The sequence below is a fragment of the Weissella paramesenteroides ATCC 33313 genome (assembly GCF_000160575.1).
GTDB classification, from domain to species: Bacteria; Bacillota; Bacilli; order Lactobacillales; family Lactobacillaceae; genus Weissella; species Weissella paramesenteroides.
Window position 1 is genome coordinate 350750 of record NZ_GG697128.1, and the last position, 23661, is coordinate 374410.

Below are 23661 nucleotides of genomic sequence, written 5' to 3' on the forward strand. Positions count from 1 at the left end.
TTCCGTAAATTGGAATAAGCTTTTTTGCTATTTGTCAAAAGATAATTAGTTCTTCTTACCTTCAACAAGATCAGTCAATTCTTCGATTGAAGCAGGCTTGTCACCTTCAGCTGCAAAATCAGCTTCTTCAACTGCATCTTCACCTTGGTTACCTTCAATAATAGCATCTGCCATCTTTGAAGTAATCAAACGTACGGCACGGATTGCATCATCGTTTGATGGAATCTTAACGTCAATTTGATCTGGATCAGCGTTAGTATCGACCATAGCCACGATAGGAATGTTCAACTTGTGTGCTTCTTGCACAGCCAATTGTTCCTTGTGAGGATCAACGATGAACATCAAATCAGGAATCTTAGGCATATCAGCAATACCACCCAAGAACTTGTCCAACTTCTCACGTTGCTTGATTAGCAATGAAACTTCCTTCTTTGGCAAACGATCGAAAGTACCGTCTTCTTCCATTGCACGCAATTCCTTTAGACGAGCAATACGAGCTTGGATAGTCTTCCAGTTAGTCAAAGTTCCACCTAACCAACGGTGGTTAACGTAGAACATGTTTGCACGAGTTGCTTCTTCTGCAATTGAGTCTTGTGCTTGCTTCTTAGTACCAACGAACAATACCGTTGCACCATCAGCAGCTGCATCGCGAACATAGTTATATGCTTGGTCAACCAACTTAACTGTCTTTTGCAAATCGATAATGTAAATACCGTTACGTTCCGTAAAGATGTAATCTGACATCTTTGGGTTCCAACGACGAGTTTGGTGTCCGAAGTGTACACCAGCTTCAAGCAATTGCTTCATTGAGATTACTGCCATGAGTATCTGCCTCCAAATGTTTTTTCCGCCTAGCCTCGCATGTAGCCTGGCGACCCGGTAAAGGGGCACCCGTCAAACTATTGAGAACTAGTGTGTATTTTTGGTATAAAACCAATAATTAATATTACTCAGTTTTATGCAATATGTCAACCAAAATTTTTCTCAAACTCTGGCACATGGTGTTCATATAGAAATCTCTCTTTTTGGCTACGAGTAAGCTTCTTAAACATAGCTTCTGCATGCAATGCATCATGTTTCGTTGTAAACGCCTCCGCATAAAGCAGTTTCAGTGGGTGTCGTTTGGCTGGTCTAGTAAACTTTGCCCCCTTACCTGCTTCATGGGTGGCTAGACGTTTACCAACATCATCCGTGAACCCACAATAAAGCATATTATCCGCAGTCAATAACACGTACATATAATATGGTTTATCCATGCTGCTGACGCCCTTCATAAATTGACCAAACAGCATCTGTATAGGTGTCATCTAAATTATGGGTAACAATCGGTGGTAAAATCTTTGCTCCTGTTAATTTACCGTCTTTGATTGCATCAATTAACACGATATTAGCCGGTTCACCAACTTTAGGATAGACAAATTGAATTTGCTTTGGTGATAAATGATTTTTTTGTAATGACTCTAAAATTTCAAACAAACGATCAGGTCGATGAACCATGAAAAAATGCGCCTTATTTTTCAACAACTTCTTAGCAGTATATGTTACTAAATCCAAATCTGCCATCAATTCATGACGTGCAATCGCATAATGTTTATTTTCATGCATGACTGTATGCTCGTTATCGATCGAAAAATAAGGTGGATTTGATACCACCATATCTGCTGACCCCGGACGAATGTCATTGAAAATATCACGCATATCTGCATTCATAATGCGAATTTTATCAGTTAAATCATTCATCATAACTGATCGTTGTGCCATATCGGCTAGACGTTCTTGTATTTCTACACCAACAATTTGACCAGAAACTTTGTGCGCCATAAATAGTGACACCGCACCGTTCCCGGCACCAAGATCAACTGTCAAACCCCGACCATTTTTCCGGGGTTCAGCAAAATTGGCCAGTAATACTGCATCCAGTGAAAATGAAAAGACAGATTTACTTTGAATGATGTGAACGTCGTCATTGTATAGCATATCGATACGTTCATCAGGTAACAGTTCAACTTTCATATTTTTCTCCTTATCGTTCACCATCGTTTGCCAAAAACGCCTGTTATGTGGGATAATAAGGCGTTATTATTAGGGAGGATGAACAAAATGTTCTATTCATTCATACGTTATGTCGCTGCAGGAATTGTTTGGCTTATCAATGGTCGCTACAAACTGCTAGGGACAGACAAATTACCTGAGGGCAACTATATTTTAGTTGGTCCACATCGTACTTGGTGGGAACCTGTATTTTTTGCTCTAGCGGGTTGGCCACATAAATTTAGCTTTATGGCTAAAAAAGAGCTTTTCAAGAATCCTATTTTACGCTGGATTCTTGTCCATGCCAATGCTTTTTCAGTTGATCGTGACCATCCAGGTCCATCAGCCATTAAAACACCAGTTAAGAACTTAAAAAAGACTGACTTAAGTTTGATTATGTTTCCATCTGGTAGTCGCCATTCTGAAGAAATGAAAGGTGGCGCTTTAATGATTGCGAAACTTTCTGGTGCACCATTAGTACCAATCGTTTATCAAGGACCAGTAAAGTTTTCTGGTTTATTCAAGCGCAAGAATGTCACAATGGCATTTGGTGATCCTATTTACATTGATAAGCGTATCAAAGTAAATGAAGAAAATACCGCTGAATTTGGTGATACTCTACAAGCAGCTTTTGACAAGCTAGATGATGAAATTAATCCTGATTGGGTTTATGTTGATCCAAATCCGAAGAACAAAGATTAAATCAAGTAGTTAATCAATAATTATAGAGAAGTTGGAACAGAAGGATTTGTTCCAACTTTTTTATAACTGCACAAAAAAAGTTGAGTATTGATAACTCAACTTTTTTCACACATTACTTCTTTTTTGAAGAAGTTTGTGCTTGACTCTTCATTTGTGCCATCATCTGGTTCAAACGCTTCTGAGAAGGCTTTTGTCCCATTGATGTCATCATTGATTTCATCATTTCTTCTGAAATTGGCGGATTATTCTTGATGTACGTCTCCATTGAACGACGTGCGATGAAGAATCCAGCGACAGCGCCAACTACCGCGGCAAGAACGACAATAAAAATCCAAATTGTTGTGCTCATTTTATTACTCCAAAAATATATTCAAATATCATTATAGCGAACTAAATGCCGTTTGACTAGCTACCCGAACGATTAATTATCACGTAATCCCTTATCACGCTGAATTTTCTTTACTTTTTCAGGAGTTACTTCATTGCCATTCTCATCGTAGACTTGTAGCATTTCTACTTGAGAACGAAAGGACTTTCTAAAATTATCCAAAAATTCAGCCCGCAAATCCGCACGTTCGGCAACTTCATCCTTTGTTAATCCTTCTGGAGATTTTGCTTTTGCTGCTAATTCATTAATTCGTGAACGAACAGCCATCATGTGATCTGTCTCAACCATGCTAGTTCCACCTTTTTTGAATTTAATGTTACCATTTTAACATATTTTGATTAATAATATTTGTATTAACTGATGTACATATGAGCAGATGTTTGTCGTACAATATTCAGTAGTTACAAAGGAGCAACTAACGTATGACAAAAAAGCCTAGAAAGCAATTAGATATACTACAATATATATATGAAAAACAGTTAACCAGTGGTTACCCGCCTACTATTCGTGAAATTGGAGCAAAAGTTGGTCTAGCATCATCCTCAACCGTGCATGGTCACCTAGACCGCTTACAAAAAAAGGGCTTGATTACTAAGGATGCTGAAAAGACTCGCGCAATCAAGGTAACACCACAAGGCATGTCATTACTAAATCAGGATTATCATAATGATGAAACGAAAGAGCCAGTCACTAATATAACAATACAAAATTTATTTTCATTCGATGATGATACTTTTATCCTACAGCAACACAGTAACACCATGCTCAATATTGGTATTTTAAATAATGATTATTTGATTGTTAAAAAGCAAAAATCCGTTGTCAATGGTGATATTATTGTTGTTAAAATTAATGAAATGACTAACGTGTACCGCTATTTCAAGGAAGGTACTCATTGCCGGCTACAACCAGAGAATAGTAATTTAAAACCTGTTATTATTGAAAATCCTACTATTCTTGGCCGCGTCGTTGGAATTTACCGCAATCATATCAATTAAATTCAGAAAATACCTAATAAAGCAATCAAATACCCTAATCTATCAACTCATTAATTTGATAGATTAGGGTATTTGATTGCTATAGACCCATTTCCCAACTTAAATCAATATCAGTATCAGATATCATCTGACCAACGTCCTCAAGTGATAAATTCCTTGGTGTTGATAAAGCTAAATTCACTGTCAATCCTTCTGACGATTTTTTCAAACTAGAGACCTTGCTTGAAATGTGCTGCTCTTCTAGGTAATTACGTAGTTTTTTCACATCATCAATTTTTTTCAAGTAAACTCTAATCGAAAATGACTGGCGCAAATTAAAATCATTAAAATAATGAAATGCCAGTTGCAAAATAACGATAATAAATGTCGCTGCAAAGCCCACTTCGTACAAACCGGCCCCAATGGCCATCCCCACACCAGCAGTTGTCCAAATACCAGCTGCCGTTGTTAGACCACCAATCACATTAAAGTCTGGACTACGAACAATTATCATCCCTGCACCTAGAAAACTGATACCACTAACAATCTGGGCAGCAATACGTGATGGATCGAGGTTAACATTTTGCATGCCTAAAACAGAGCCAAAGCCATATTGTGAAACAATCATCATTAACGCTGCACCTAAACTAACAATTGCATGCGTTCGTAGACCGGCAGATTTCGACCTAGTTTGTCTTTCAATACCAATTAATAAGCCTGCCAGAGTTGCTAATAATAGACGAATTAATAATTCTTTAGTTGTCATTTTACCTCCATCCCAAATAATGCCTGATATTTAGCTGATCGGTGACGTTATTTGTTTCATACTTTCTATTTAACCAAAAAAATGACTCTGATAACAGAAATTAAACCGCTATCAGAGCACTTAGTTACCTAATTTTTTCGATCATCATAATACGATTGTTCTTGCTGTTCCCAATAATCTTGATCTTCGGCTGTTATTTGCCGCATTACCTTAGCCGGATTCCCTACAGCTACCGTATTGGCAGGAACATCTTTCACAACAACTGCTCCACCACCGATAACCGCATTATCACCGATTGTGACACCAGGTCCAATAAAAACATTGGCGCCAATCCAAACATTATTGCCAATGTTAATTGGTTTACCAAATTCTAGTCCACGTGTCCGGACACCAGCATCAATGGGGTGTCCGGCTGTAATTAAACTTACACGTGGTCCAATCATCACGTGATCACCAATATGTATCTCACACGTATCTAATATCGTTAACCCAGTATTCCCATAGAAAGCTTCACCAATATAGACATTTTTACCGTAATCTATATAAACGTCTGGCTCAATGTAACTCCCCTCACCAACTGACCCAAATATTTCTGATAGTAACCCCTGGACCTGATCTTCTTCTTCATGAGCAACCTGATTGTACAAGGCAACCCTCCGCTTACATGCCTTTCGCAAAGCAATCAATTCTTTGTCAGTTGAATCATACAAATTAGCTGACAACATAATCTCACGTTCAGTTTTCATTTAATAGCCCCCTATTGTATATGAACTGTCTAATTCTAACATAAGTCTCGTCACCGTGACCAATTGTGAAAGTCGGATTTAAATGATAACATTATTTTTATCAGTTTTATTTTAGAAAGGCAATTATATGACAACGTCTAAACGAAATCTCTCCTTTGATATTGCTCGTGCAATGGCGATTTACCTGGTAATCATCGGCCATTCAATGACTGGTTTATGGGGAACATGGCAATCTAATTTTGTATTTGCCGCAAACTTACCAGTATTCTTTATTATCTCTGGTTACTTCTATCATTCAAAAAAAATGAAAGATGTCATCCAAACTGGAATTAATACATTACTAATACCTTTTTTTATTGTTACCATTCTCTATATCGGATTGAGAACGATTATTGGTGAATTTATCCAACATATTCATTATCTAAATTTTCAAACGTTACTACCACTCATATATGGAAATGGCGCAACTGCCCATTCACCATTTGGCTTTGACTTAAGTTCACATGCAGGTGCTGTCTGGTTCCTGCCAACGATGTTCATCGCAAATATCATTTTCCATTTGTTAATGAAATCAAATAAAGAATTTATCCGCTTCATTATTGTCATCATTTTATTTGGCACTGGTTATACATTAGCTCAGTATGCTTACTTTCCTTGGTCTATACAAGCTGCATTAGAAGTTCAAATTTATTACCTATTTGGCTACTGGTTAGCAAAGATTGTAAAAAAATATTCAGAAAAAAAAGTTTTTACCAATCTTCCTCTTTTAATAGTCGGCCTAGTCTTTTGGATTATGAGTGCAACTAGCGGTACATACGAACTAAATCGCGGTTTAGCAGATAACATGCTAATGGCAGTTTTAGGTGGTATCGGTAGTGCTGTTGTCCTCTTAGGTATCGCTTTTTTTATTGAAAAACATTGGCAAAAATTGGCTAATTTGCTGAGCTATGTAGGTCAATATTCACTAGTTCTTCTGTGCATCCATTCAATGGACATTGGACTATTAGATTCTGAAATAATGCATTTCTTCCAATCACAAGCTTGGTTCTTAAAGGACAGTCTGATTGCTTACATTGGTTTAATGCTAGCGAGAATTTTATATACAACCTTTTTCACATGGATTTTACTAAAAATAAAGTTTATCTATCAATTATTCGTTGATCGAAATTTCCCACTAAAAAAACTCTAATAAAAAATAAAGCATCTTGTCCACTTTTCATTAGTGACAAGATGCTTTATTTTAGTGTTTTGTAAAACTCTTTGATAGATAATGCTTACCAGAACTTAAATCGTATTGAACTAACTTAAATTCATGTAATAGCTTTTTTTGCTTCTTAGTTAAATCTTTTGTCTTTAAAGTATGACCATTATTATCTACAAATTCGCCACGCGTGTAATTAGCAAATGCTGGTAGTTCCTTTGTTACCTTCGTTTGCAATGCGTAAAATGGCGTTAATTTGCTGTTTGTGGCTTCTAATGCTAATGCAGGAAAATCACTTGGTGATGCATAAGCACGTTGATTGTGATCTGTTTTTGCATGACTCTTTTCACGAGCAGCCTTATTTTGATAAATAAAGTAGTCCGTTTCATGAGATCGTTCTTGTTGCTTGTCCTGATCAACAAATGTGAATACACCTGGCCAATGATCACCATAAAAGACAAGTGTCACCGGTCGTGAAATATTCTCTAATTTATTAATGAGATTCTTCGTTGCGACGTCTGTATAATGTACACCAGCAATATAGCTTTCAACAGTTTCTTTTGTATTACCAGTAACAGCTGGTTCTAACATTTTATATTTACTATCAGGATATTGATTTGCAGAATAAGGCATATGATTCTGCATTGTCATCAACTGGATGAATTGCGACTGATTATTATTCGCAGACGTAATTTTCTTTGTTAAGTATTTATAAGAATATTTATCAGCAGGATAATTATTTTTAGAACCAACCGACTTCACATACTTTTCAGGATACTTATATTGCTTGCCATCCGTTGTATAAAACTTTTGAATACCAATTTTTTTATAGGCATCTCGTCGGTTATAGAACGTACCAACATATGGATGAATCACTTCTCGATCTTGGAACAAGTTAGTAATTGTAGGTACGTCATGAGCAACAGGTACCAATTGTGTGTAAGGCACCACCATTTCTGGTGCATAAGTTGCTAATGGGAATCCTGCCAAAGTCATATACTCAATGTTAGCCGTTCCACCACCGTAACCTGAAGACAGCATTTTACCTGAGAAGACTGCATTCTTTTGAATCTGTTTAATATTTTTAAAGACATCAGTTCCCTTGTATTTTAACCCAGGTACATCATCAGGATCTGTTAATGACTCACTCAAAATATAAGCCACTGTTTGTCCTTTAAGATTATCCTGCCGAGTTTTATTTAATGTCTCTGAATACTTTGTATACTTTTTTTGCAAAGCAGCCATTGATTTTTGCGAATAACCTGATGGTTGACGCATAATAACGCTCGAAATATTCGAAACAAAAGTCATCACTGGACCATTAAGCATAGCATCTTCACCTGTATTAAAGCTCTGCCACTGATACTTAAAATGATCCAATAAAGCACGATTTTGGTCAGCATTAGCAATAAATGGAGATGCTAAGGTTAAGAAACTGACCAATAGAATAGCAATTCTTGTCCCAGTCTGTTTGATCATCATTCGCTTGATAGATTCTGCAAAGCGACCTGATCTCTTACGATGGAGCCAATATTCCAATAATCCTGCGCCAACAAAAACAACGACAATACCAACAATAGCAAGCATTAACAAGTTTTTATCAACCATTTGTGTTAAACCGCCAACAGCGGTAACTTCAGACATATCACTAAACAAGATTGGTTCGTTTCGTGCCTTCATTTTCATATATTCGGCAATAAAAGTTACTACTGCAATTGTCAAATATATGGCAATCCCAACAAATAATCGATTAACCAGTACCACAATAAATATGAATAAGATTAAACAGGTAACAATAGTAAACAATGCCTGAGCACGTGTTAAGAACTTAATAGATGTTAAAACAGCCTGCCCAAGATTTAAAGTTTGGTCAAATCTTCCCCAAATTTGAAAATACATGGCAAATTGTAAAACAACAGTTGTTAACACACTTAAAACAAGACCGATGATTAAAAATTTCATCCAATTATTGAACGTCGGTCCACTAAATTGTTTTCTACTTAAAAACTTTTTCATCTAACTCACCCTCTTGCCCACTAAATGTCTTTAAAATTTTTACTAAACCAAACTTAATCACAGTGCTAATAATTAACATGATTAACCAAATTATGATAAAGCTTAACATTCCTGTGGGTAACAGCCCGCCAATGTAATTATTTATCGGTATCATTGTATTAATAAATATAAACACGACTAGATTTAAACTTAAATAACTGCCAATTTTAGCGAATAAATTGGTAAGTGCAGAATTTTTTATCAAGCTACTTGCTACAACAATTACTCCTGCTAAGCTAATCAAACCAGTTAACGTTCCTAAAATCCAAAATGGTGTGTAGGCAACAATCATATCTAGGCCTGTTGAAGCTGACATCGTCAAATCAACGATTAAAGCAGCTAAAACTGTCGCTGGGCCAGCTGACCAATTGTCTAATTTTTGATAATAAACACCGAAAAGCATAAATGGTAAGGCAATCAATGCCGATTCCAATGACCAAGGTATTTGAATAAAAGTAGCTAGGTAAAAGCCTAGCCTACCAAGCAAAATAATGATTAAAACTGCCCAAAACATTTTTTTTATTTTTGAAATAAAAATCATTAACAATGTACCAGTAAATAAAGCTATTAATAGCCAAAGAAGTCCGATACCTGTATCAAAAAAACCAAAAATCGTAACAACAGGCGAACCATTCCCATATAATAAGGCCTTCAATCCAGTACGCATTGCGGGAAATGGTGTATTCAACCATGTACTTAATTGAAGGAGTTGAACTACTTTATTCATTACAATCATCAACAATCCAGCAGAAAGGTAGGGAACCAAATAACGTTTAACTGCTAAAAAAATAGACTGACCTATTTTTAAATTAACATCAATACTATAACCAGCAATAAAGAAAATAGTTGGCCATGTTAACCATGTGAAAAAATGATACAAAATACTATGATTTTGTGGGTTTATGATGCTAATAAAAATTAACATCATAAATGAAAAACTTGAAAGTATTTGTATCGTTCTATCTTTATTATTCATCACCATTTCAGATGCTCCTATATAAAAACATAAAGGAGTCGGATAAAAATAAACCCGGCTCCCTTAATTACTTAAAAGTATTATAAATCATATTTCAAAAACAAAACATAAATTTTTCTTATTTTAGTAATCCATCAACGATAAAATGTCATAACCTGCAAGTTTTTCGCGCCCATGTAAGTCATTCAATTCAATCATAAATGCCAGCCCTGCAACTTCACCACCTAATGATTCAACCAACTTAACTGTCGCAGCAATCGTACCACCTGTTGCAAGTAAATCATCAGTAATTAATACCTTATCTCCTGGCTTAATCGCATCCTTATGCATTTCTAAGGCTGCTTCACCATATTCTAGAGTATATTTTTCACTAACTGTCTCTCGTGGTAATTTACCTGGCTTGCGAGCTAAGACAATACCAGTTCCTAATTCATTAGCTACTGGTGCTCCAACCAAAAAACCACGTGATTCTGGACCAACCACAACGTTAACATCACGCATCTTTGCAAAATGTGCAATGCGGTGCGTAGCTTCTGCATATGCTTCTGCATTGCCCCAGAGTGGCGTAATATCACGGAAAATTATACCCTTTTCTGGAAAATCCGGAATAGAGGCAATATAGTCATTCAAATCCAACATCAGTCTAGCTCTCCTGCTTACTTAAATTCATTAATAAAGTTTCTAATTCAGCTGTTGTGCTGTAAATTAGTTGTTGTTCAAGATCTCGCTGAGCCATAAATCGTTGGAACGTCTTTGTCTGTGTTAATTTCATCGGCGTTGGATTAGGCACAGCATTCAAAACACCATTGTCAATTGTAACAAATTTTGCCTCTAAAAACACCTTTAAAATTAGTTTTAATGTCATATTAGAGATTTTCAGATGATTAATCATCGCATCAAATTGTGTTTGTAAGTTGATGTTTTTGAATGAATAGACAAATTTATAAACATTAGAAAAGACTTGCTTACTTGGTACAGGTTGTAAATAAACTGGTGACTGCACGTAAAACATTGGTGCTAATCTACCTGGCGTACTTGCCTTTAATAACATTTGTAATTGATCTAAGGAATCGGGCAAATCAACTAGTACCATTGTTTGAATGTCCGATTCATTCATTGCATCTTGCCACATTAAAGGTTGTGCAGCTGAATCAATATATGTTGCTAACTGTTGTAAATGATTTTCTTTGAAAAAAACGTAGGTTACGGGCTTATTAAAAGTTTGTCTGGTAAGATGGCTCGTGCGCCAATCCAAAATAGCCGCTCCTTCAGCTAACATATCACGTAACATTAATTGATATGAAATGTTCCCTCGATAAGAATTCTGACTCATCGTACCGATAATCTGTAGAGAAGAAAAATGACCTGCAAGCGCACTTGCTTGATTTCCCCAGCCGAAGGCAATCACGGGTAATTGGTCCGTATCTGTTTGTGCAATAAATCGTAAATGTTTACCATCGCTCATTGTTTTTACTTGATTAACACCCAGTAAATCCAACATGAATAAGGGTTCCGGATTACCTTCACCAAATGGTGCCAGTACTTGTAAATTATCAAAATTTTCTTTCGTAAAATCAGCAGCGCTTACTTTTGCAGCAATTTGAAGATTTGGTTTTTGTGCATTAGCTAACTCTTGTTGTGCTGCTGCATCATGCAAAGCAGCTCTCAATGCAGTTAAATTGTTAGTTGGCACTGTCATTCCTGCAGCACTTGCATGCCCACCAAAAGCAGTCATTAAATCACGATGTCCATCTAATGCTGTAAATAAATCAAAGAATGGTACTGAACGACCGGATCCTTTCATCTCATCACCATTGATATTCAAGACAATTGTTGGTTTACCTGTTTGCTCGACTAACTTGCTAGCAACGATTCCTAAGACACCTTCGTGCCAATTTTCACCAGCAACCACAAGTACTGGATCATCACGCAACTGTGCAGCCTGCTCTTGTGCTGCAGCAGTAATAGTTGTGACTAACTGTTGACGTTCTTGATTTAGGCTATTGATGTGATCAGCTAAAGGTTTGGCATCCCCAATATCATCCATTAATAATAATTGCACACCAGTAGTTGCATCTTCTAACCGACCCAATGCATTTAATCTTGGTGCAATCGTAAAACCAATCGTTGAAGAGTCAATGTCAGATAATTGCGTACCAGCTGCTGCTAATAATGCTGCAAGTCCAGGACGAGGATCTAATTTCAGATTTTCAAGACCTTGCTTAACGATAATACGATTCTCATCCGTTAATGACATCACATCAGCAACTGTCCCTAAGGCTGCTAAGTCTAATACTTCGTCAGCAGGTTCTTCAAGTAAAGCAGATGCCACTTTAAAAGCCACACCAGCTCCTGAAAGACCACCAAATGGATATTCACCCTCAGGATGGCGTGGATGGACGATAGCTGTTGCAATTGGTAGTTCCTCTGGTAATTCGTGATGATCAGTAATAATGACATCAATCCCTTGTGACATTAGCCATGCCACTTCATCTTTTCCTGAAACCCCGTTATCAACAGTCACTAGTAATTGCATTCCTTCAGCAGCAAACCTTTGATAGTTTGCCAAATTTGGACCATAGCCATCACTAAAACGACTAGGAACAAAGTAGTCTACGTTCGCTCCCATTAATTCCAACGCCCAAGTCATAATAGCTGTACTAGTCATACCATCAACGTCATAATCACCATAGACAATAATCTTTTGTCCATTATCAATGGCTTGCATCAGACGTGTAATTGCTTTATCCATATCATGCAACAAAAATGGATCATACAAACCAGAAAGATCAGGTCTTAAAAAGGCATTCGCAGCTTCAATAGTGTCATAACCTCGATTAACTAAAATCTTAGCAATCAACTCTGTGACGCCAAACGCTTCGCTGATCGTTTTAACCGCCTTTTGATTACTTACTTCAGGAAATTCCCATTGATAACGTGAATCAATCATATGCTGCCTCCTTACTACTCAACCTCACTAGGTACAGTCAATTTCACTGGTTTTGTGTTTCCTTGTTTACCAAATGGAATGTCAAAGACATCAAAATCATTGACAACACGCGTATTTGGAAAAATTGAACGTGCTTGATAAGCTAATTCATTTGCTGCCTTTCCTGCATAGCGGGCAGAAATGTGTGTTAATAATAGTCGACCAACCTGGGCTTGTTTCGCAATAGTTGCTGCTTGCACACTAGTCGTATGGAAATGATTACGAGCCTGCTTACCTTCACCTTTACCGTAAGTCGATTCATGAACTAAAACATCTGCATTTCTTGCAAGGGTCATTGTATTATTTGTTTTGCGTGTATCACCAATAATTGCAACACAACGTCCTGGTTGTGGTGCCCCAATAACATCCGCACCATGAATTGTGCGACCGTCTGCCAAAGTGACATCATTCCCTTGCTTTAATTGACCATACAACGGTCCAGCAGGCACGTTTAATTCACGTAAACGCTCAACTAGTAGCTCACCTGGATGTGCATGCTCTGTCACACGATAACCAAATGAAGTAATTCGATGATCCAATGGTAATGCAGAAACTGTAAATTTATCCGTCTGTAAGACGTCGCCCCCATCAACTGGTAGTTCAACGAACTTAATTGGGTAAGTTAGGTGTGTCTGTGAGACACGCAAACTAACTTCCACAAATTGGCGAATACCTTTTGGACCATAAATTGTTAGTTCATCTTCGCCACCTTGGAATGAACGTGATGATAACAATCCTGGTAGCCCATAAATATGGTCACCATGTAAGTGTGTAATGAATATCTTAGTGACTTTACGGGGCCGAATTGTTGATTGTAACATTTGACGTTGGGTTCCTTCACCAACATCAAACAACCATACTTCGTTAATTTCTTCAAGTAATCGTAAAGCAACCCCTGTTACATTACGAAAATGTGCTGGCGAACCAGCTCCAGTTCCCAGAAACTCAATTTGCATAGTTAGGAACTCCTTATCTTTTTTTAAATATTTGTTCATGTATAAGTATCAAACTTATTCAAAAAGAAAACCGTCTAAAATGACGGTCAATACTCTCTACAATATTATCATCTTTTAAACGTTTAATACAGCGGTTTTACATCGTTAAAAAGTAATTGTCTCAACGTCAGAAGGTTTCTCAATTTCATTACCAGCTGAATCTTTCACAGTTGCGAATTGTACGTCAAGCGACTTCAATTTGGCAACATCCTTTTTAGGCACCAAAACAGTTGTTGTCGTAACTACCGTACTATACGGTACAATGCCAGCCGTGTTCAACTGTCCATCATTATAAATACCACTCAATGCTGACATAGTTATACTCCCAGGATATTTAATTGCTGTAATCCCTGGCGTTATCGCTGTCACTGCATTATTATTCGTAACTCTATAACTAATTACCAATGTCGTAAACTTATCAGACATGTTTCGGTCATTTAACGTATGTCTTGCTGCAACCAAAGCATTTTGTGTCCGAGCTGTGTTTTCAATGGTATTAATTTGTTCAATTTTATAACTAATTGATCCATTCGTTATGGTACGATTAACCTTTTTACTGTCAACCCATTTTTGTACAAGACCATTTTCAGTGATTTGATATTGGCCAATTTTTTTAATTTGGCCAGTTTTAACATAATTTTTATCTGCCAAATCTTTCTTAGTTGGTTCATAGCTACTATCTTTGTCACTATCTTTTTTTGAAAAAGGGCGTTTGTTATGTGTTAGGTTAACCTCCGCCATCGTTCGAACACGGGTAGGTTGCTCATTACTGCGATACAACACTAAAACAACAATAACGGCAACAATACCTATAATTGTTGTTAAAAGCCATCCTATTCGTCTTTGCATACTTTCCTTCCTCATCAGCCTAACACAATAACATCCTCAATAATGCGATAGCCGTATATTTTATGTAATGTTTGATCACTATCACGAATGACAATTTCTAAATCATCATGATACTGTTGTAGATCATTAATTGTCGTTACTTGATTTTTATCTATTTCTAAAACCAAAAAGTTTCCATCTATACCGACGATTCTAATTGATTCAAACGTAGTCACAAATAGACGCGTTGCGATTGGACGGTTTATCGGCATACCACCTGTTGATATTTTTAAATCTCCTAATCGCACTTCGCACACTCCATTTCATTTATATATTATGACATATAAAAAAACAAGCAACCTTAAATAAAGTCACTTGTGGCTATATTAACCGAAAAATCCTTTTTTATGCTCACCAGTCATGGCTTCACGGAAAGCTTCAAGGGCCTTCTTCTGTTCTTTTGTTAACTTCTTTGGCACATCAACAAACAATGTCACAATATGATCTCCATTGTTGTTATTATTGCGCATGTGCGGTGCACCCTTACCACGCAAACGGAAATTAGTCTCCGTTGCCGTTCCGGCTGGTACCTTAAGCTTTACATCACCATGTACAGTTTTAACAGCAATTTCGCCACCTAATGTTGCGGTAGTAAAATCAACACCCATGCGTGAATATACTGTCGCACCTTCACGTTCAAATCCATCTTTAGATGGTGCAACATGGAATACAACAAACAAATCACCGTATGGGCCACCGTTAAATCCTGCTTCACCTTGACCAGACAAACGCATCTGTTGGCCATTCTCAACACCTGCGGGAACAGTAACTTTTAACTCTTTACTTTCTTGTTTACCATTATCTGTAGAACGCGTATATGAAATAGTTGTTTCTTTTCCAAACACCGCTTCTTCAAAGGTTAAGTTCATACGATACTGTAAGTCTTGCCCCTTACGTGGACGATTTGGATCTTGGAAACCGCCACCAAACATTTGACTAAAAATATCGCCAAGATCAGAAAAGTCCCCATATTGAGCACCACCGCCACCAAAACCACCAAAGCCGCCGAAACCGCCTTGACCACCTGGTTGACCATCGGTCGCACCGTATTGATCATACATTGCACGTTTTTGTTCATCACCTAATGTATCGTAGGCTTCTTGAACTTCTTTATACTTTTCCTCAGCACCTGCCTCATGGTTAATATCCGGGTGATATTTCTTAGATAGCTTACGGTAAGCTTTCTTAATTTCATCTTGTGAGGCATTTTTATCAACACCTAAACGCTCATATAATTCAGTATTATTCATGAGGCAAGTCCTCCTAAAATTTAAATATGTATCGCCTTGTGAGCTGCTATTCTCACAAAGGCGTACGGTCTGTAACGTAGGGGTGTTCAGATCGTTAGTTTAGTTTACTTTTTGTCGTCATCTGAGACATCTTCAAAGTCACCATCAACAGTATTGTCATCGCCTGACTTACCGTCTTGAGCAGCTCCGTCCTTGCCTTCTTCTGGTTGTGCTTGTTGATACAACTTAACGGCCAATTCTTGAGAAACCTTTTCCAAAGCTTCCTTCTTTGCCTTCATATCTTCTAAGTTATCAGCTTCTTTAGCTGCCTTCAAATCAGCAACACCGTCTTCTACTGGCTTCTTTTCGTCAGCTGGTAGCTTGTCACCAACTTCTTCCAACGTCTTTTCTGATTGGAAGATCAATTGGTCAACTTCGTTACGCAAGTCCGCTTCGTCCTTACGCTTCTTATCAGCTTCCTCATTTGCCTTTGCGTCATTCATCATACGCTCAATTTCTTCATCTGACAATGATCCTGAGCTTTGAATTGTAATCTTTTGCTCTTTGTTTGTACCTAAGTCCTTAGCAGAAACAGACACAATACCATTACGATCAATATCAAACTTAACTTCGATTTGTGGTACACCACGAGGTGCAGCAGGAATATCAGCTAATTGGAAACGTCCCAGTGTCTTGTTGTCAGCTGCCATTGAACGCTCACCTTGCAAGACATGGATATCAACAGCTGGTTGGTTATCGGCTGCTGTTGAGAAGGTCTGTGACTTTGATGTTGGAATCGTTGTATTACGATCAATCAACTTTGTGAAGACACCACCCATTGTTTCAATACCAAGTGATAATGGTGTAACATCAAGCAAAACAACGTCCTTAACATCACCAGTAATCACACCACCTTGAACAGCTGCACCAAGTGCAACCGCTTCGTCAGGGTTAATTGAGTGATCTGGTTCCTTACCTGTCAATTCCTTAACAGATTCTTGAACAGCTGGAATACGAGTTGAACCACCGTTCAAAATAACCTTATCAATATCACCCATTGAAAGACCAGCATCCTTCAAAGCACTACGAACAGGACCTTCGGCACGCTTTACTAGGTCTGCTGTCAATTGGTTAAATTGCGCACGTGACAATGTTGTTTGCAAGTGCAATGGACCTTCATTAGTAGCTGTGATAAATGGCAAATCAATTTGAGCTTCAGTGGCTGATGACAAAGTCTTCTTTGCAGTTTCAGCAGCATCCTTCAAACGTTGTAATGCTAATTTATCATTCTTTAGGTCAATGCCGTGTTCCTTCTTGAAGCCATCAGCTAACCAATCGATGATCTTTTGGTCAAAGTCGTCACCACCAAGGTGTGTATCACCATTAGTTGATAGTACCTCAAACACACCATCACCTAACTCAAGAACAGAAACATCAAATGTTCCACCACCCAAGTCATAAACCAAAATCTTTTGATCTTGATCAAGCTTATCTAGACCATATGCCAATGATGAAGCCGTTGGTTCGTTAACAATACGTTCTACTTGCAAACCAGCAATTTTACCAGCATCCTTAGTTGCTTGACGTTGCGCATCATTAAAGTAAGCGGGAACAGTGATAACAGCCTTGTCAACTGTCTCACCTAAGTAATCTTCAGCATACTTCTTGATATATTGTAGAATCATTGCTGAAATTTCTTGCGGTGTATAATCTTTGCCATCAACAGTTACCTTGTAACCAGCTTCACCCATGTGTGACTTGATTGACAAAATTGTATCTGGATTTGTAATTGCTTGACGCTTTGCTGTATCACCAACTTGTGTTTCACCATTCTTAAATGAAACAGCTGATGGTGTCGTACGACCACCGTTTGGGTTAGTGATAATCTTTGGAGATCCACCTTCCATAACAGCAACAGCAGAATTTGTAGTTCCTAAATCAATTCCAATGATCTTTGACATAATAATTTACCTCTTATTGATCAGATTTTTTATATATTATTTAATGATTAGTTGTTTAGTTATAAACAGCTACCATCGCTGGTCGAATTACTCGATCAGCTAAGACATAACCCTTTTGAAGAACCGTTGCAATCGTATCTGCAGGATGATCATCATCCGCAGGTACTGATTGAATTGCTTGGTGGAAGTTCGGGTCAAATGTTTCGCCAGTTTCACCAACTGCCTTAACATCATGTTCTTCAAGTGCTGAAATCAGTGTTTTATAAACCATTTCAACACCAGTCTTAATTTGCTTTGCTGCACCATCTTCAGCATCTACTTGTAGCGCACGTTCCAAGTTATCTACTGCTGGTAGAATTGAAGCTGCTAATTTTTGGTTTGCAAATTTAACAGCTTGAACTTGTTCTTTAGCATATCGAGATTGCATGTTTTGCATCTCAGCTTCTGCACGTAAATATTTGTCCTCAGCTTCGGCAACTTTGTCCTTTAGGTCAGAAATTTGATCTGCTTCTGTTTCTTGCTCAGGCTTTTCTGCCTCACTAGATTTAGCTTCAGTGTCAACATCCGCTTCTTCACTGACAACCTCAATTTCTTCTTCAGGGGTTTGCTTCTCTTCTGACATGTTAACACCTCTTTTCTAACTATCGATAATACTCCAGTAACTGTTGCGATAAAGCACTGCGGAACGCATCAACCAAACTCACCATGTCAGCATAACGCATAGATGTTGGACCCAAAATAGCAATTGCGCCAACGCCATACTGTGCTACACGATATGTGGCTGATACTAGACTATATGGTGACAATAAATCATTACCATTTTCATCACCGATTTGTACAATTACTCCATCATTAGCAGTTCCAACAACACGTCTCATATCTTGTGCTGAGTCAAGCAACTGATATAGTTGCTTGACATCTTGCAAGCTTGAATCAACAGTAAAGTCAAGAACATTTAAATAACCGCCAATAAATACGTTATCATGAATCGATCGAGCTAATACGTCACCAAACAGTTGTAAAAACGCAACCGGTGTACGGATAGTTCGTTCCATTTGCCAAGGCAAATCACCTGTTAGTGTCCTTAATACTTCAATAATTGGTTGGTTAACTAATGTTCTATTAATATAATCAACCATATCATCAAGATATCGAACAGACGTTCCTTCTGGCAATCTAAAACTTTGACTGGTAACTTGTCCATCATTAGTTACAATAATGGCCATTATTTGCTGACCATTTATTGGTACTAGGCGGAAACCCGAAAGCCGAATATCAGCTGATTCAGGTTTTAGAGCAACAACCGTATAGCCTGTCAGACTCGCTAATTCATCTACCATCGTTTGCATCAAATCGTCAATCTCCTGAAAGTTACGATTAAACACACGTTCTAATGATTGTTGAACAACTTTTGATAAATGATGTTGATGCATTAATTCATCAACATAATAGCGATAGCCCCGTTGTGAAGGCACGCGACCCGATGAAGTGTGCTCTTTTTGTAGCAAGCCCAATTCCTCTAGTAGTGCCATCTCATTTCGCACAGTTGCTGAACTGACTGTCAAATCTAATTCACCTAATAGCGTTTTAGATCCAACAGCTTTGCCGGTTTTTGCGTAATCGCGAATTATTGTGGCTAATATTAGCCGCTGTCTGTCCGTTAACATACGCGCCACCTTCCTTAGCACTCTCAACCACTTCGTGCTAACAGTTATTATAGTACACGCCTGAAGTTAACTTGTCAACACCTTTTAGCACTCTTTATTATTAAGTGCTAATTTTAATTGGACTTGCCAACAATGACATTACCAGAATAGCCAAAACCAACCTTAGTAACACTGTTATTTAACAACCAATCATGATGTCCTCGAGTTCCTTTTGGCAACATATTTGTTTCATTAAACCAAGCCATGATAACATTATTTCCTTTCTGCCACCCAATACCTATCACCTCGTTTGGTGTACGCCAGTGATTTGCAGGAATACCAGTCTTATTTGTGAGGCTTGCCCTATTTTGTGCCAATTGTGCGAGTTGATTATCCCATACCAGTGGGTGACGTCCATACATTTTTCGTATCTTATTTAATTCAGCAAAAGTAATATCTTCCTCAATTCGTTGATCAATTTTTTTATGTCCGATACCTTGATTATCAAAATACCAGTCAACATTATTAATGTTCCTTGTTTGATTTTCAACTTTTAAGAAGGTCACTGGATCAAAATAGTAATTATTGCCTGCCCAGTATTGTAACCCGCTTTGAACGATTCCTAGTTCATTAATCAAATACCACTTATCCCATTGTGACAAAATATAATCTCGTTTTTTTCGCAAATCATTTGTATCAATATTAAAAAAATAATAGTTGCTATCAATTTTTTGAACGCCACTCACAATAACACCATTTATATCAGCATAATATTGCTTGCCGTTTATATTGAGCCAAGTATTTTTGCGCAAAAAATGCGTACCATCATCGCCAAAATAATATTTTTTACCGGAAATTAATTGAAACCCAGAGACAGCAATACCATTCTTATCAAAATAATAAGTATTACCCCATTGATTCCTAAACACATCGTCCGACCTTAACCCTGTTTTGGGATCAAAATAATAATAATTTCCTTGCCATTTTTGGATTTCAATTTGCTTGCTGCCATCCTTAAACAAGAACCACTGCTGGCCATCATTTAAATAGCCATTTGCCAATACATTGTCCTTATAGAAACGCTGATTAATATAGCCGTTCTTATTATCTGCACAAATTTGAGTCATCGAAATTTCTTGATACGTAACACTTATGGCAACAGTAATAATTGTTATTGGTAACCATTTCTTTATTTGGATCATCTTCTTCTCCTGTATTAACTGTCATTAATTGAGCTATATACAAGGACGTTATTTGCCATTATTTGTCCACGATTTTTTAAATTATTTTTCAAACACCACTGATTTATTAATTGGATCAAAATAATAATTCGTATGACCAATCTTTTGCCAATCTGTCAGTAAAATATTGTTTTTAGCATACTGTCGATAACCTTGTTCATTCGTTTGCCAACCATTTGATACAAAAAGCCGCTGCTTTTTTAAAACAATTGGCTGAGTAGTTTTATTTTGAATCATAAAATTTATAATCGTTGTACTCATTCTTCTATAAATCATGTATTTCGGATGAACACCGTCATTCAGTGAAGAATAGCCAATAAAAATCCTGCCTGTTGCCAACTTAAAACTGGTATGCCAAAGCTCTGATAAACTTCTGTCAATGCCGCTCGTATCTCTTGCAGCTTATATTGCCTATTTTTCGTTTTTAAGTATGATTCAAAAGGCAAAATACCTATGATTACTGCATTAGAATTATTTGACTTTAGTCGGATAATATTCGCTTGTAGTCGCTGTTGGATGTAACCAATATTGTTATCACTATAATTTAAATCGTTTATACCTAATGACAATAACAAAATATCTACAGATTTAAATTGCGAATTCAAAATAATTTGTGAGACATTATTGGTCAAATCGACCGTACCCTGATTTCGATTACCGCTAATTTGTGCACCAGAAAATGAATATCGATTATTTATTACCTTTGGCCGTAATGCTTGTGATATTAATTTTGGGCAATTGTTTTTTAGTAATTTTGTACCATCCCAACCCACCATTAATGAGTCACCCACGATCCAAATTTTTTTGTTTCTAAAGTAAAGCATTTGTGACAAATTCAAGCATCCTTTTTGCCCACACAATCTACTTAAATCATTTTGCTTTACTATTTCATCCCCACAAAGAAGTCGCTCTCGTGCTAACACGCTGTGACAACCAGTGCAAACTGTTAGTAAACACATTCCAAGCGCTAAAATCAACTTTATTCCTAACATCTAAATTACCTCACTATATTTATCATTTCTATGATAATAGCGATACTTGATATTTTTAAAAATATTATTGAACGTAAAAAAACGTCCCATACTTGTTTGGCATTAAGATCTAACAAGTATGAGACGCTTTAAATATAGTAAAAATTTAGATTTGGCATATATGACAACTACCAATTTAGCCAAGTACTTATTTTTTCCTCTTCAGGGATAACAAATTAAAAATCAATAATCCAATCCATGAAAGCACACTTAACCAAATCGAGAACAGTTGAACAGGTGTTTTGATATAGCGTACATCAATTTGATTAATCCCCTTTTTTATAGGTGTCGTTATCAAATTTTGTTTTGTATAACCACCATCAACCTTTGTGCCATTCACGTAAGTTGCAAATCCTGGATAATAGATGTTTGGCAAAATTAATTTTTCATACGCGTATTGTGCTTTAATTTGATAATGAATAACATTATATCCTGTTGACCATTTTAATTGTTTGATTTGCTTTTTAGGGTTCATCACATTAATATCATGCTTCAACAACTTATCTTTTAAACCAACAGATTTACTTGGCAAATAATCATAGACATTATTGTTTAAAGTACTTTTTTGAAAATCACGCCAATTAGTCTCGTAAACTGAATTATTGACCTGACTGTGTTTGATATTAAAATTCAAGCTCGTACCAGCAAGAATTCCAATCACACAAAATAAACTAATAACTATTTTTTTATTTTGCATGCCATGAACTAATTCTGTAATGGCACTTGCTCCTAATAAAGCAGCAAGAAAATTAGCAAAATATAAGAAGCGACCCACAAATTGGATAAAACTTAAATACTTATCAAATGGTGTCCATGGAAAAACGGTTGATGCCATTAATATAGAAATAATTAGCATGACCGAAAAATACTTATATGGTACCTTAAATTTTTGCCAATAGATAGCAATGCATACAACTAGAATTAACCCTGAAATTCCTAAACTATATGATGCTAATTTATCTGTAATAAATAGATTAATTAATGGATATGCTGTCTTTGATAGCATCAGCTTCGTTACTGCTATATTTTTTACAAATAATAGATTTTGAATTAACGGGAATAGAAAAAAAGCTGTCAGACCAATTGTTAATATACCTGCGTAGACTAACCGTAAAAAGCGTTTTGCTTTGGTTTGAATTGATTCAGATTCTGTAAAGGTCACTAAGAAACTTAACAACAGTAAAAGAAGCGAGACGCTTGCATCCGGTAAATCGCTAAAAATCAGTCCCGTAACACCAAGTGATAATATCCACCACTTTCGATAATCTGCAATTGCAATTTGATAAATACCATAAAAAGCAATGGGAATAAAAATAAAAGCAAATGAGCCACCAAAACTACGATAAAACAAGTTAATTGTGAGCGTAAAATGACCTAGTCCATACAAAATACTGCTAAGTAAAGCAGTGTAATGATTACTTGATAAGTTTAGAGTGCATACATACATTGATGCAAATGTTAGAAAGAATATTAATCCAACAAAAACTAAATAAGCACCATAGGCATTACCAATAATTAATTGCAAAAAGGCCTCGGGTAACATAACGAATATCGGATAAAATATATTTTGCGGGTACCCAAACGATCCAAATGTTTTTGTCATAATACTTGGATTTATTTGGGTAATATGCCCTGCTTTTAGGTTTAAATAACTTTCAGCAACTCGTGAAATATGAAACCGACCATCCCAACCTGGCATATGTTGATAGGCAGGTCCATGTAAATATGGTAAAACAAGCAAAAAGCTCAACAAAACAAATAATAATAAACTAAACAAATTGGGATATCGATTAATTATTGATTTTATTTTTGAAATCATGGGTTCTATTATTCCTTTTT

25 protein-coding genes are annotated in these 23661 nt (G+C 36.8%); 3 read left to right on the top strand and 22 right to left on the bottom strand.

The window, feature by feature from the left end; translation table 11 throughout:
• Positions 1 to 45 precede the first annotated feature (45 nt).
• The 3 genes from rpsB to HMPREF0877_RS01605 all read right to left on the bottom strand — a co-directional run bounded on the left by rpsB (position 46) and on the right by HMPREF0877_RS01605 (position 2013).
• Complete coding sequence (gene rpsB / locus HMPREF0877_RS01595) at positions 46 to 822, bottom strand: 30S ribosomal protein S2 (protein ID WP_040760244.1); 777 nt, start codon at positions 820 to 822, stop codon at positions 46 to 48.
• 146 nt (positions 823 to 968) lie between these two features.
• Positions 969 to 1256: a GIY-YIG nuclease family protein gene (locus HMPREF0877_RS01600; RefSeq protein WP_002827391.1), complete on the bottom strand. Its 288-nt coding sequence runs from the start codon at positions 1254 to 1256 to the stop codon at positions 969 to 971.
• Positions 1249 to 2013, bottom strand: a complete 765-nt coding sequence (locus HMPREF0877_RS01605) for a tRNA1(Val) (adenine(37)-N6)-methyltransferase (protein ID WP_040760246.1) — start codon at positions 2011 to 2013, stop codon at positions 1249 to 1251. Before HMPREF0877_RS01605 ends, HMPREF0877_RS01600 begins: the two co-directional genes overlap by 8 nt.
• Before the next feature lie 87 nt (positions 2014 to 2100).
• Here HMPREF0877_RS01605 and HMPREF0877_RS01610 point away from each other — a divergent pair, with 87 nt between their 5' ends.
• Entirely contained in the window at positions 2101 to 2733 is a 633-nt protein-coding gene (locus HMPREF0877_RS01610; RefSeq protein ID WP_040760248.1) for a lysophospholipid acyltransferase family protein, read from the top strand.
• 112 nt (positions 2734 to 2845) lie between these two features.
• Here HMPREF0877_RS01610 and HMPREF0877_RS01615 read toward each other — a convergent pair whose 3' ends face one another.
• Both HMPREF0877_RS01615 and HMPREF0877_RS01620 read right to left on the bottom strand, forming a co-directional pair.
• A complete protein-coding gene (locus tag HMPREF0877_RS01615; protein WP_002827394.1) occupies positions 2846 to 3082 on the bottom strand; it encodes a YneF family protein in 237 nt (78 codons plus the stop codon).
• A 72-nt stretch (positions 3083 to 3154) separates the two neighbouring features.
• Positions 3155 to 3409 (bottom strand): DUF896 domain-containing protein, encoded by a 255-nt coding sequence (locus tag HMPREF0877_RS01620; RefSeq protein ID WP_002827396.1) that lies wholly within the window; start codon positions 3407 to 3409, stop codon positions 3155 to 3157.
• 134 nt (positions 3410 to 3543) lie between these two features.
• Between HMPREF0877_RS01620 and lexA the strand changes: the two genes are divergently transcribed.
• The gene (lexA, locus tag HMPREF0877_RS01625) at positions 3544 to 4119 is read left to right on the top strand and encodes a transcriptional repressor LexA (RefSeq protein WP_002827397.1); all 576 of its coding nucleotides are present in this window, start codon (positions 3544 to 3546) and stop codon (positions 4117 to 4119) included.
• 79 nt (positions 4120 to 4198) lie between these two features.
• Here the strand turns inward: lexA and HMPREF0877_RS10470 are convergent, their stop codons facing one another.
• Both HMPREF0877_RS10470 and HMPREF0877_RS01635 read right to left on the bottom strand, forming a co-directional pair.
• Positions 4199 to 4864: an MgtC/SapB family protein gene (locus HMPREF0877_RS10470; RefSeq protein ID WP_002827398.1), complete on the bottom strand. Its 666-nt coding sequence runs from the start codon at positions 4862 to 4864 to the stop codon at positions 4199 to 4201.
• 128 nt (positions 4865 to 4992) lie between these two features.
• On the bottom strand, positions 4993 to 5610 hold the full coding sequence (locus HMPREF0877_RS01635; RefSeq protein WP_002827400.1) for a sugar O-acetyltransferase: 618 nt from the start codon (positions 5608 to 5610) through the stop codon (positions 4993 to 4995).
• 127 nt (positions 5611 to 5737) lie between these two features.
• Between HMPREF0877_RS01635 and HMPREF0877_RS01640 the strand changes: the two genes are divergently transcribed.
• The gene (locus HMPREF0877_RS01640) at positions 5738 to 6799 is read left to right on the top strand and encodes an acyltransferase family protein (protein WP_002827401.1); all 1062 of its coding nucleotides are present in this window, start codon (positions 5738 to 5740) and stop codon (positions 6797 to 6799) included.
• Positions 6800 to 6850: 51 nt separating this feature from the next.
• Here the strand turns inward: HMPREF0877_RS01640 and HMPREF0877_RS01645 are convergent, their stop codons facing one another.
• From HMPREF0877_RS01645 to HMPREF0877_RS01715, 15 genes are all read right to left on the bottom strand, one after another.
• On the bottom strand, positions 6851 to 8827 hold the full coding sequence (locus HMPREF0877_RS01645) for an LTA synthase family protein (RefSeq protein WP_002827402.1): 1977 nt from the start codon (positions 8825 to 8827) through the stop codon (positions 6851 to 6853).
• On the bottom strand, positions 8808 to 9848 hold the full coding sequence (locus HMPREF0877_RS01650) for a hypothetical protein (RefSeq protein ID WP_002827403.1): 1041 nt from the start codon (positions 9846 to 9848) through the stop codon (positions 8808 to 8810). Before HMPREF0877_RS01650 ends, HMPREF0877_RS01645 begins: the two co-directional genes overlap by 20 nt.
• Positions 9849 to 9965: 117 nt before the next feature.
• Entirely contained in the window at positions 9966 to 10484 is a 519-nt protein-coding gene (locus tag HMPREF0877_RS01655; RefSeq protein WP_040760251.1) for an adenine phosphoribosyltransferase, read from the bottom strand.
• A 1-nt stretch (position 10485) separates the two neighbouring features.
• Positions 10486 to 12792 carry a single-stranded-DNA-specific exonuclease RecJ gene (recJ, locus tag HMPREF0877_RS01660; protein WP_002827405.1) on the bottom strand — a complete coding sequence of 769 codons (2307 nt, stop codon included), beginning with the start codon at positions 12790 to 12792 and terminating at the stop codon, positions 10486 to 10488.
• A 14-nt stretch (positions 12793 to 12806) separates the two neighbouring features.
• A complete protein-coding gene (rnz, locus tag HMPREF0877_RS01665; RefSeq protein ID WP_040760253.1) occupies positions 12807 to 13787 on the bottom strand; it encodes a ribonuclease Z in 981 nt (326 codons plus the stop codon).
• A 144-nt stretch (positions 13788 to 13931) separates the two neighbouring features.
• Entirely contained in the window at positions 13932 to 14675 is a 744-nt protein-coding gene (locus tag HMPREF0877_RS01670) for a hypothetical protein (protein WP_040760255.1), read from the bottom strand.
• Between the two features lie 14 nt (positions 14676 to 14689).
• Positions 14690 to 14962, bottom strand: coding sequence for a hypothetical protein (locus tag HMPREF0877_RS01675; protein ID WP_002827411.1), 273 nt, complete (start codon positions 14960 to 14962; stop codon positions 14690 to 14692).
• A gap of 78 nt (positions 14963 to 15040) precedes the next feature.
• Complete coding sequence (locus tag HMPREF0877_RS01680) at positions 15041 to 15964, bottom strand: DnaJ C-terminal domain-containing protein (RefSeq protein ID WP_002827412.1); 924 nt, start codon at positions 15962 to 15964, stop codon at positions 15041 to 15043.
• A 104-nt stretch (positions 15965 to 16068) separates the two neighbouring features.
• Complete coding sequence (gene dnaK / locus HMPREF0877_RS01685) at positions 16069 to 17904, bottom strand: molecular chaperone DnaK (RefSeq protein WP_002827414.1); 1836 nt, start codon at positions 17902 to 17904, stop codon at positions 16069 to 16071.
• A 55-nt stretch (positions 17905 to 17959) separates the two neighbouring features.
• Positions 17960 to 18526: a nucleotide exchange factor GrpE gene (gene grpE / locus HMPREF0877_RS01690; RefSeq protein WP_002827417.1), complete on the bottom strand. Its 567-nt coding sequence runs from the start codon at positions 18524 to 18526 to the stop codon at positions 17960 to 17962.
• 19 nt (positions 18527 to 18545) lie between these two features.
• Complete coding sequence (hrcA, locus tag HMPREF0877_RS01695; protein ID WP_002827420.1) at positions 18546 to 19571, bottom strand: heat-inducible transcriptional repressor HrcA; 1026 nt, start codon at positions 19569 to 19571, stop codon at positions 18546 to 18548.
• A 113-nt stretch (positions 19572 to 19684) separates the two neighbouring features.
• Positions 19685 to 20752: a CAP domain-containing protein gene (locus tag HMPREF0877_RS09780; protein ID WP_002827421.1), complete on the bottom strand. Its 1068-nt coding sequence runs from the start codon at positions 20750 to 20752 to the stop codon at positions 19685 to 19687.
• A gap of 81 nt (positions 20753 to 20833) precedes the next feature.
• Entirely contained in the window at positions 20834 to 21052 is a 219-nt protein-coding gene (locus tag HMPREF0877_RS01705; protein WP_002827422.1) for a hypothetical protein, read from the bottom strand.
• A 38-nt stretch (positions 21053 to 21090) separates the two neighbouring features.
• On the bottom strand, positions 21091 to 21783 hold the full coding sequence (locus HMPREF0877_RS01710; protein WP_002827424.1) for an SGNH/GDSL hydrolase family protein: 693 nt from the start codon (positions 21781 to 21783) through the stop codon (positions 21091 to 21093).
• A gap of 187 nt (positions 21784 to 21970) precedes the next feature.
• A complete protein-coding gene (locus HMPREF0877_RS01715) occupies positions 21971 to 23641 on the bottom strand; it encodes a YfhO family protein (protein ID WP_002827426.1) in 1671 nt (556 codons plus the stop codon).
• Positions 23642 to 23661: the final 20 nt, after the last annotated feature.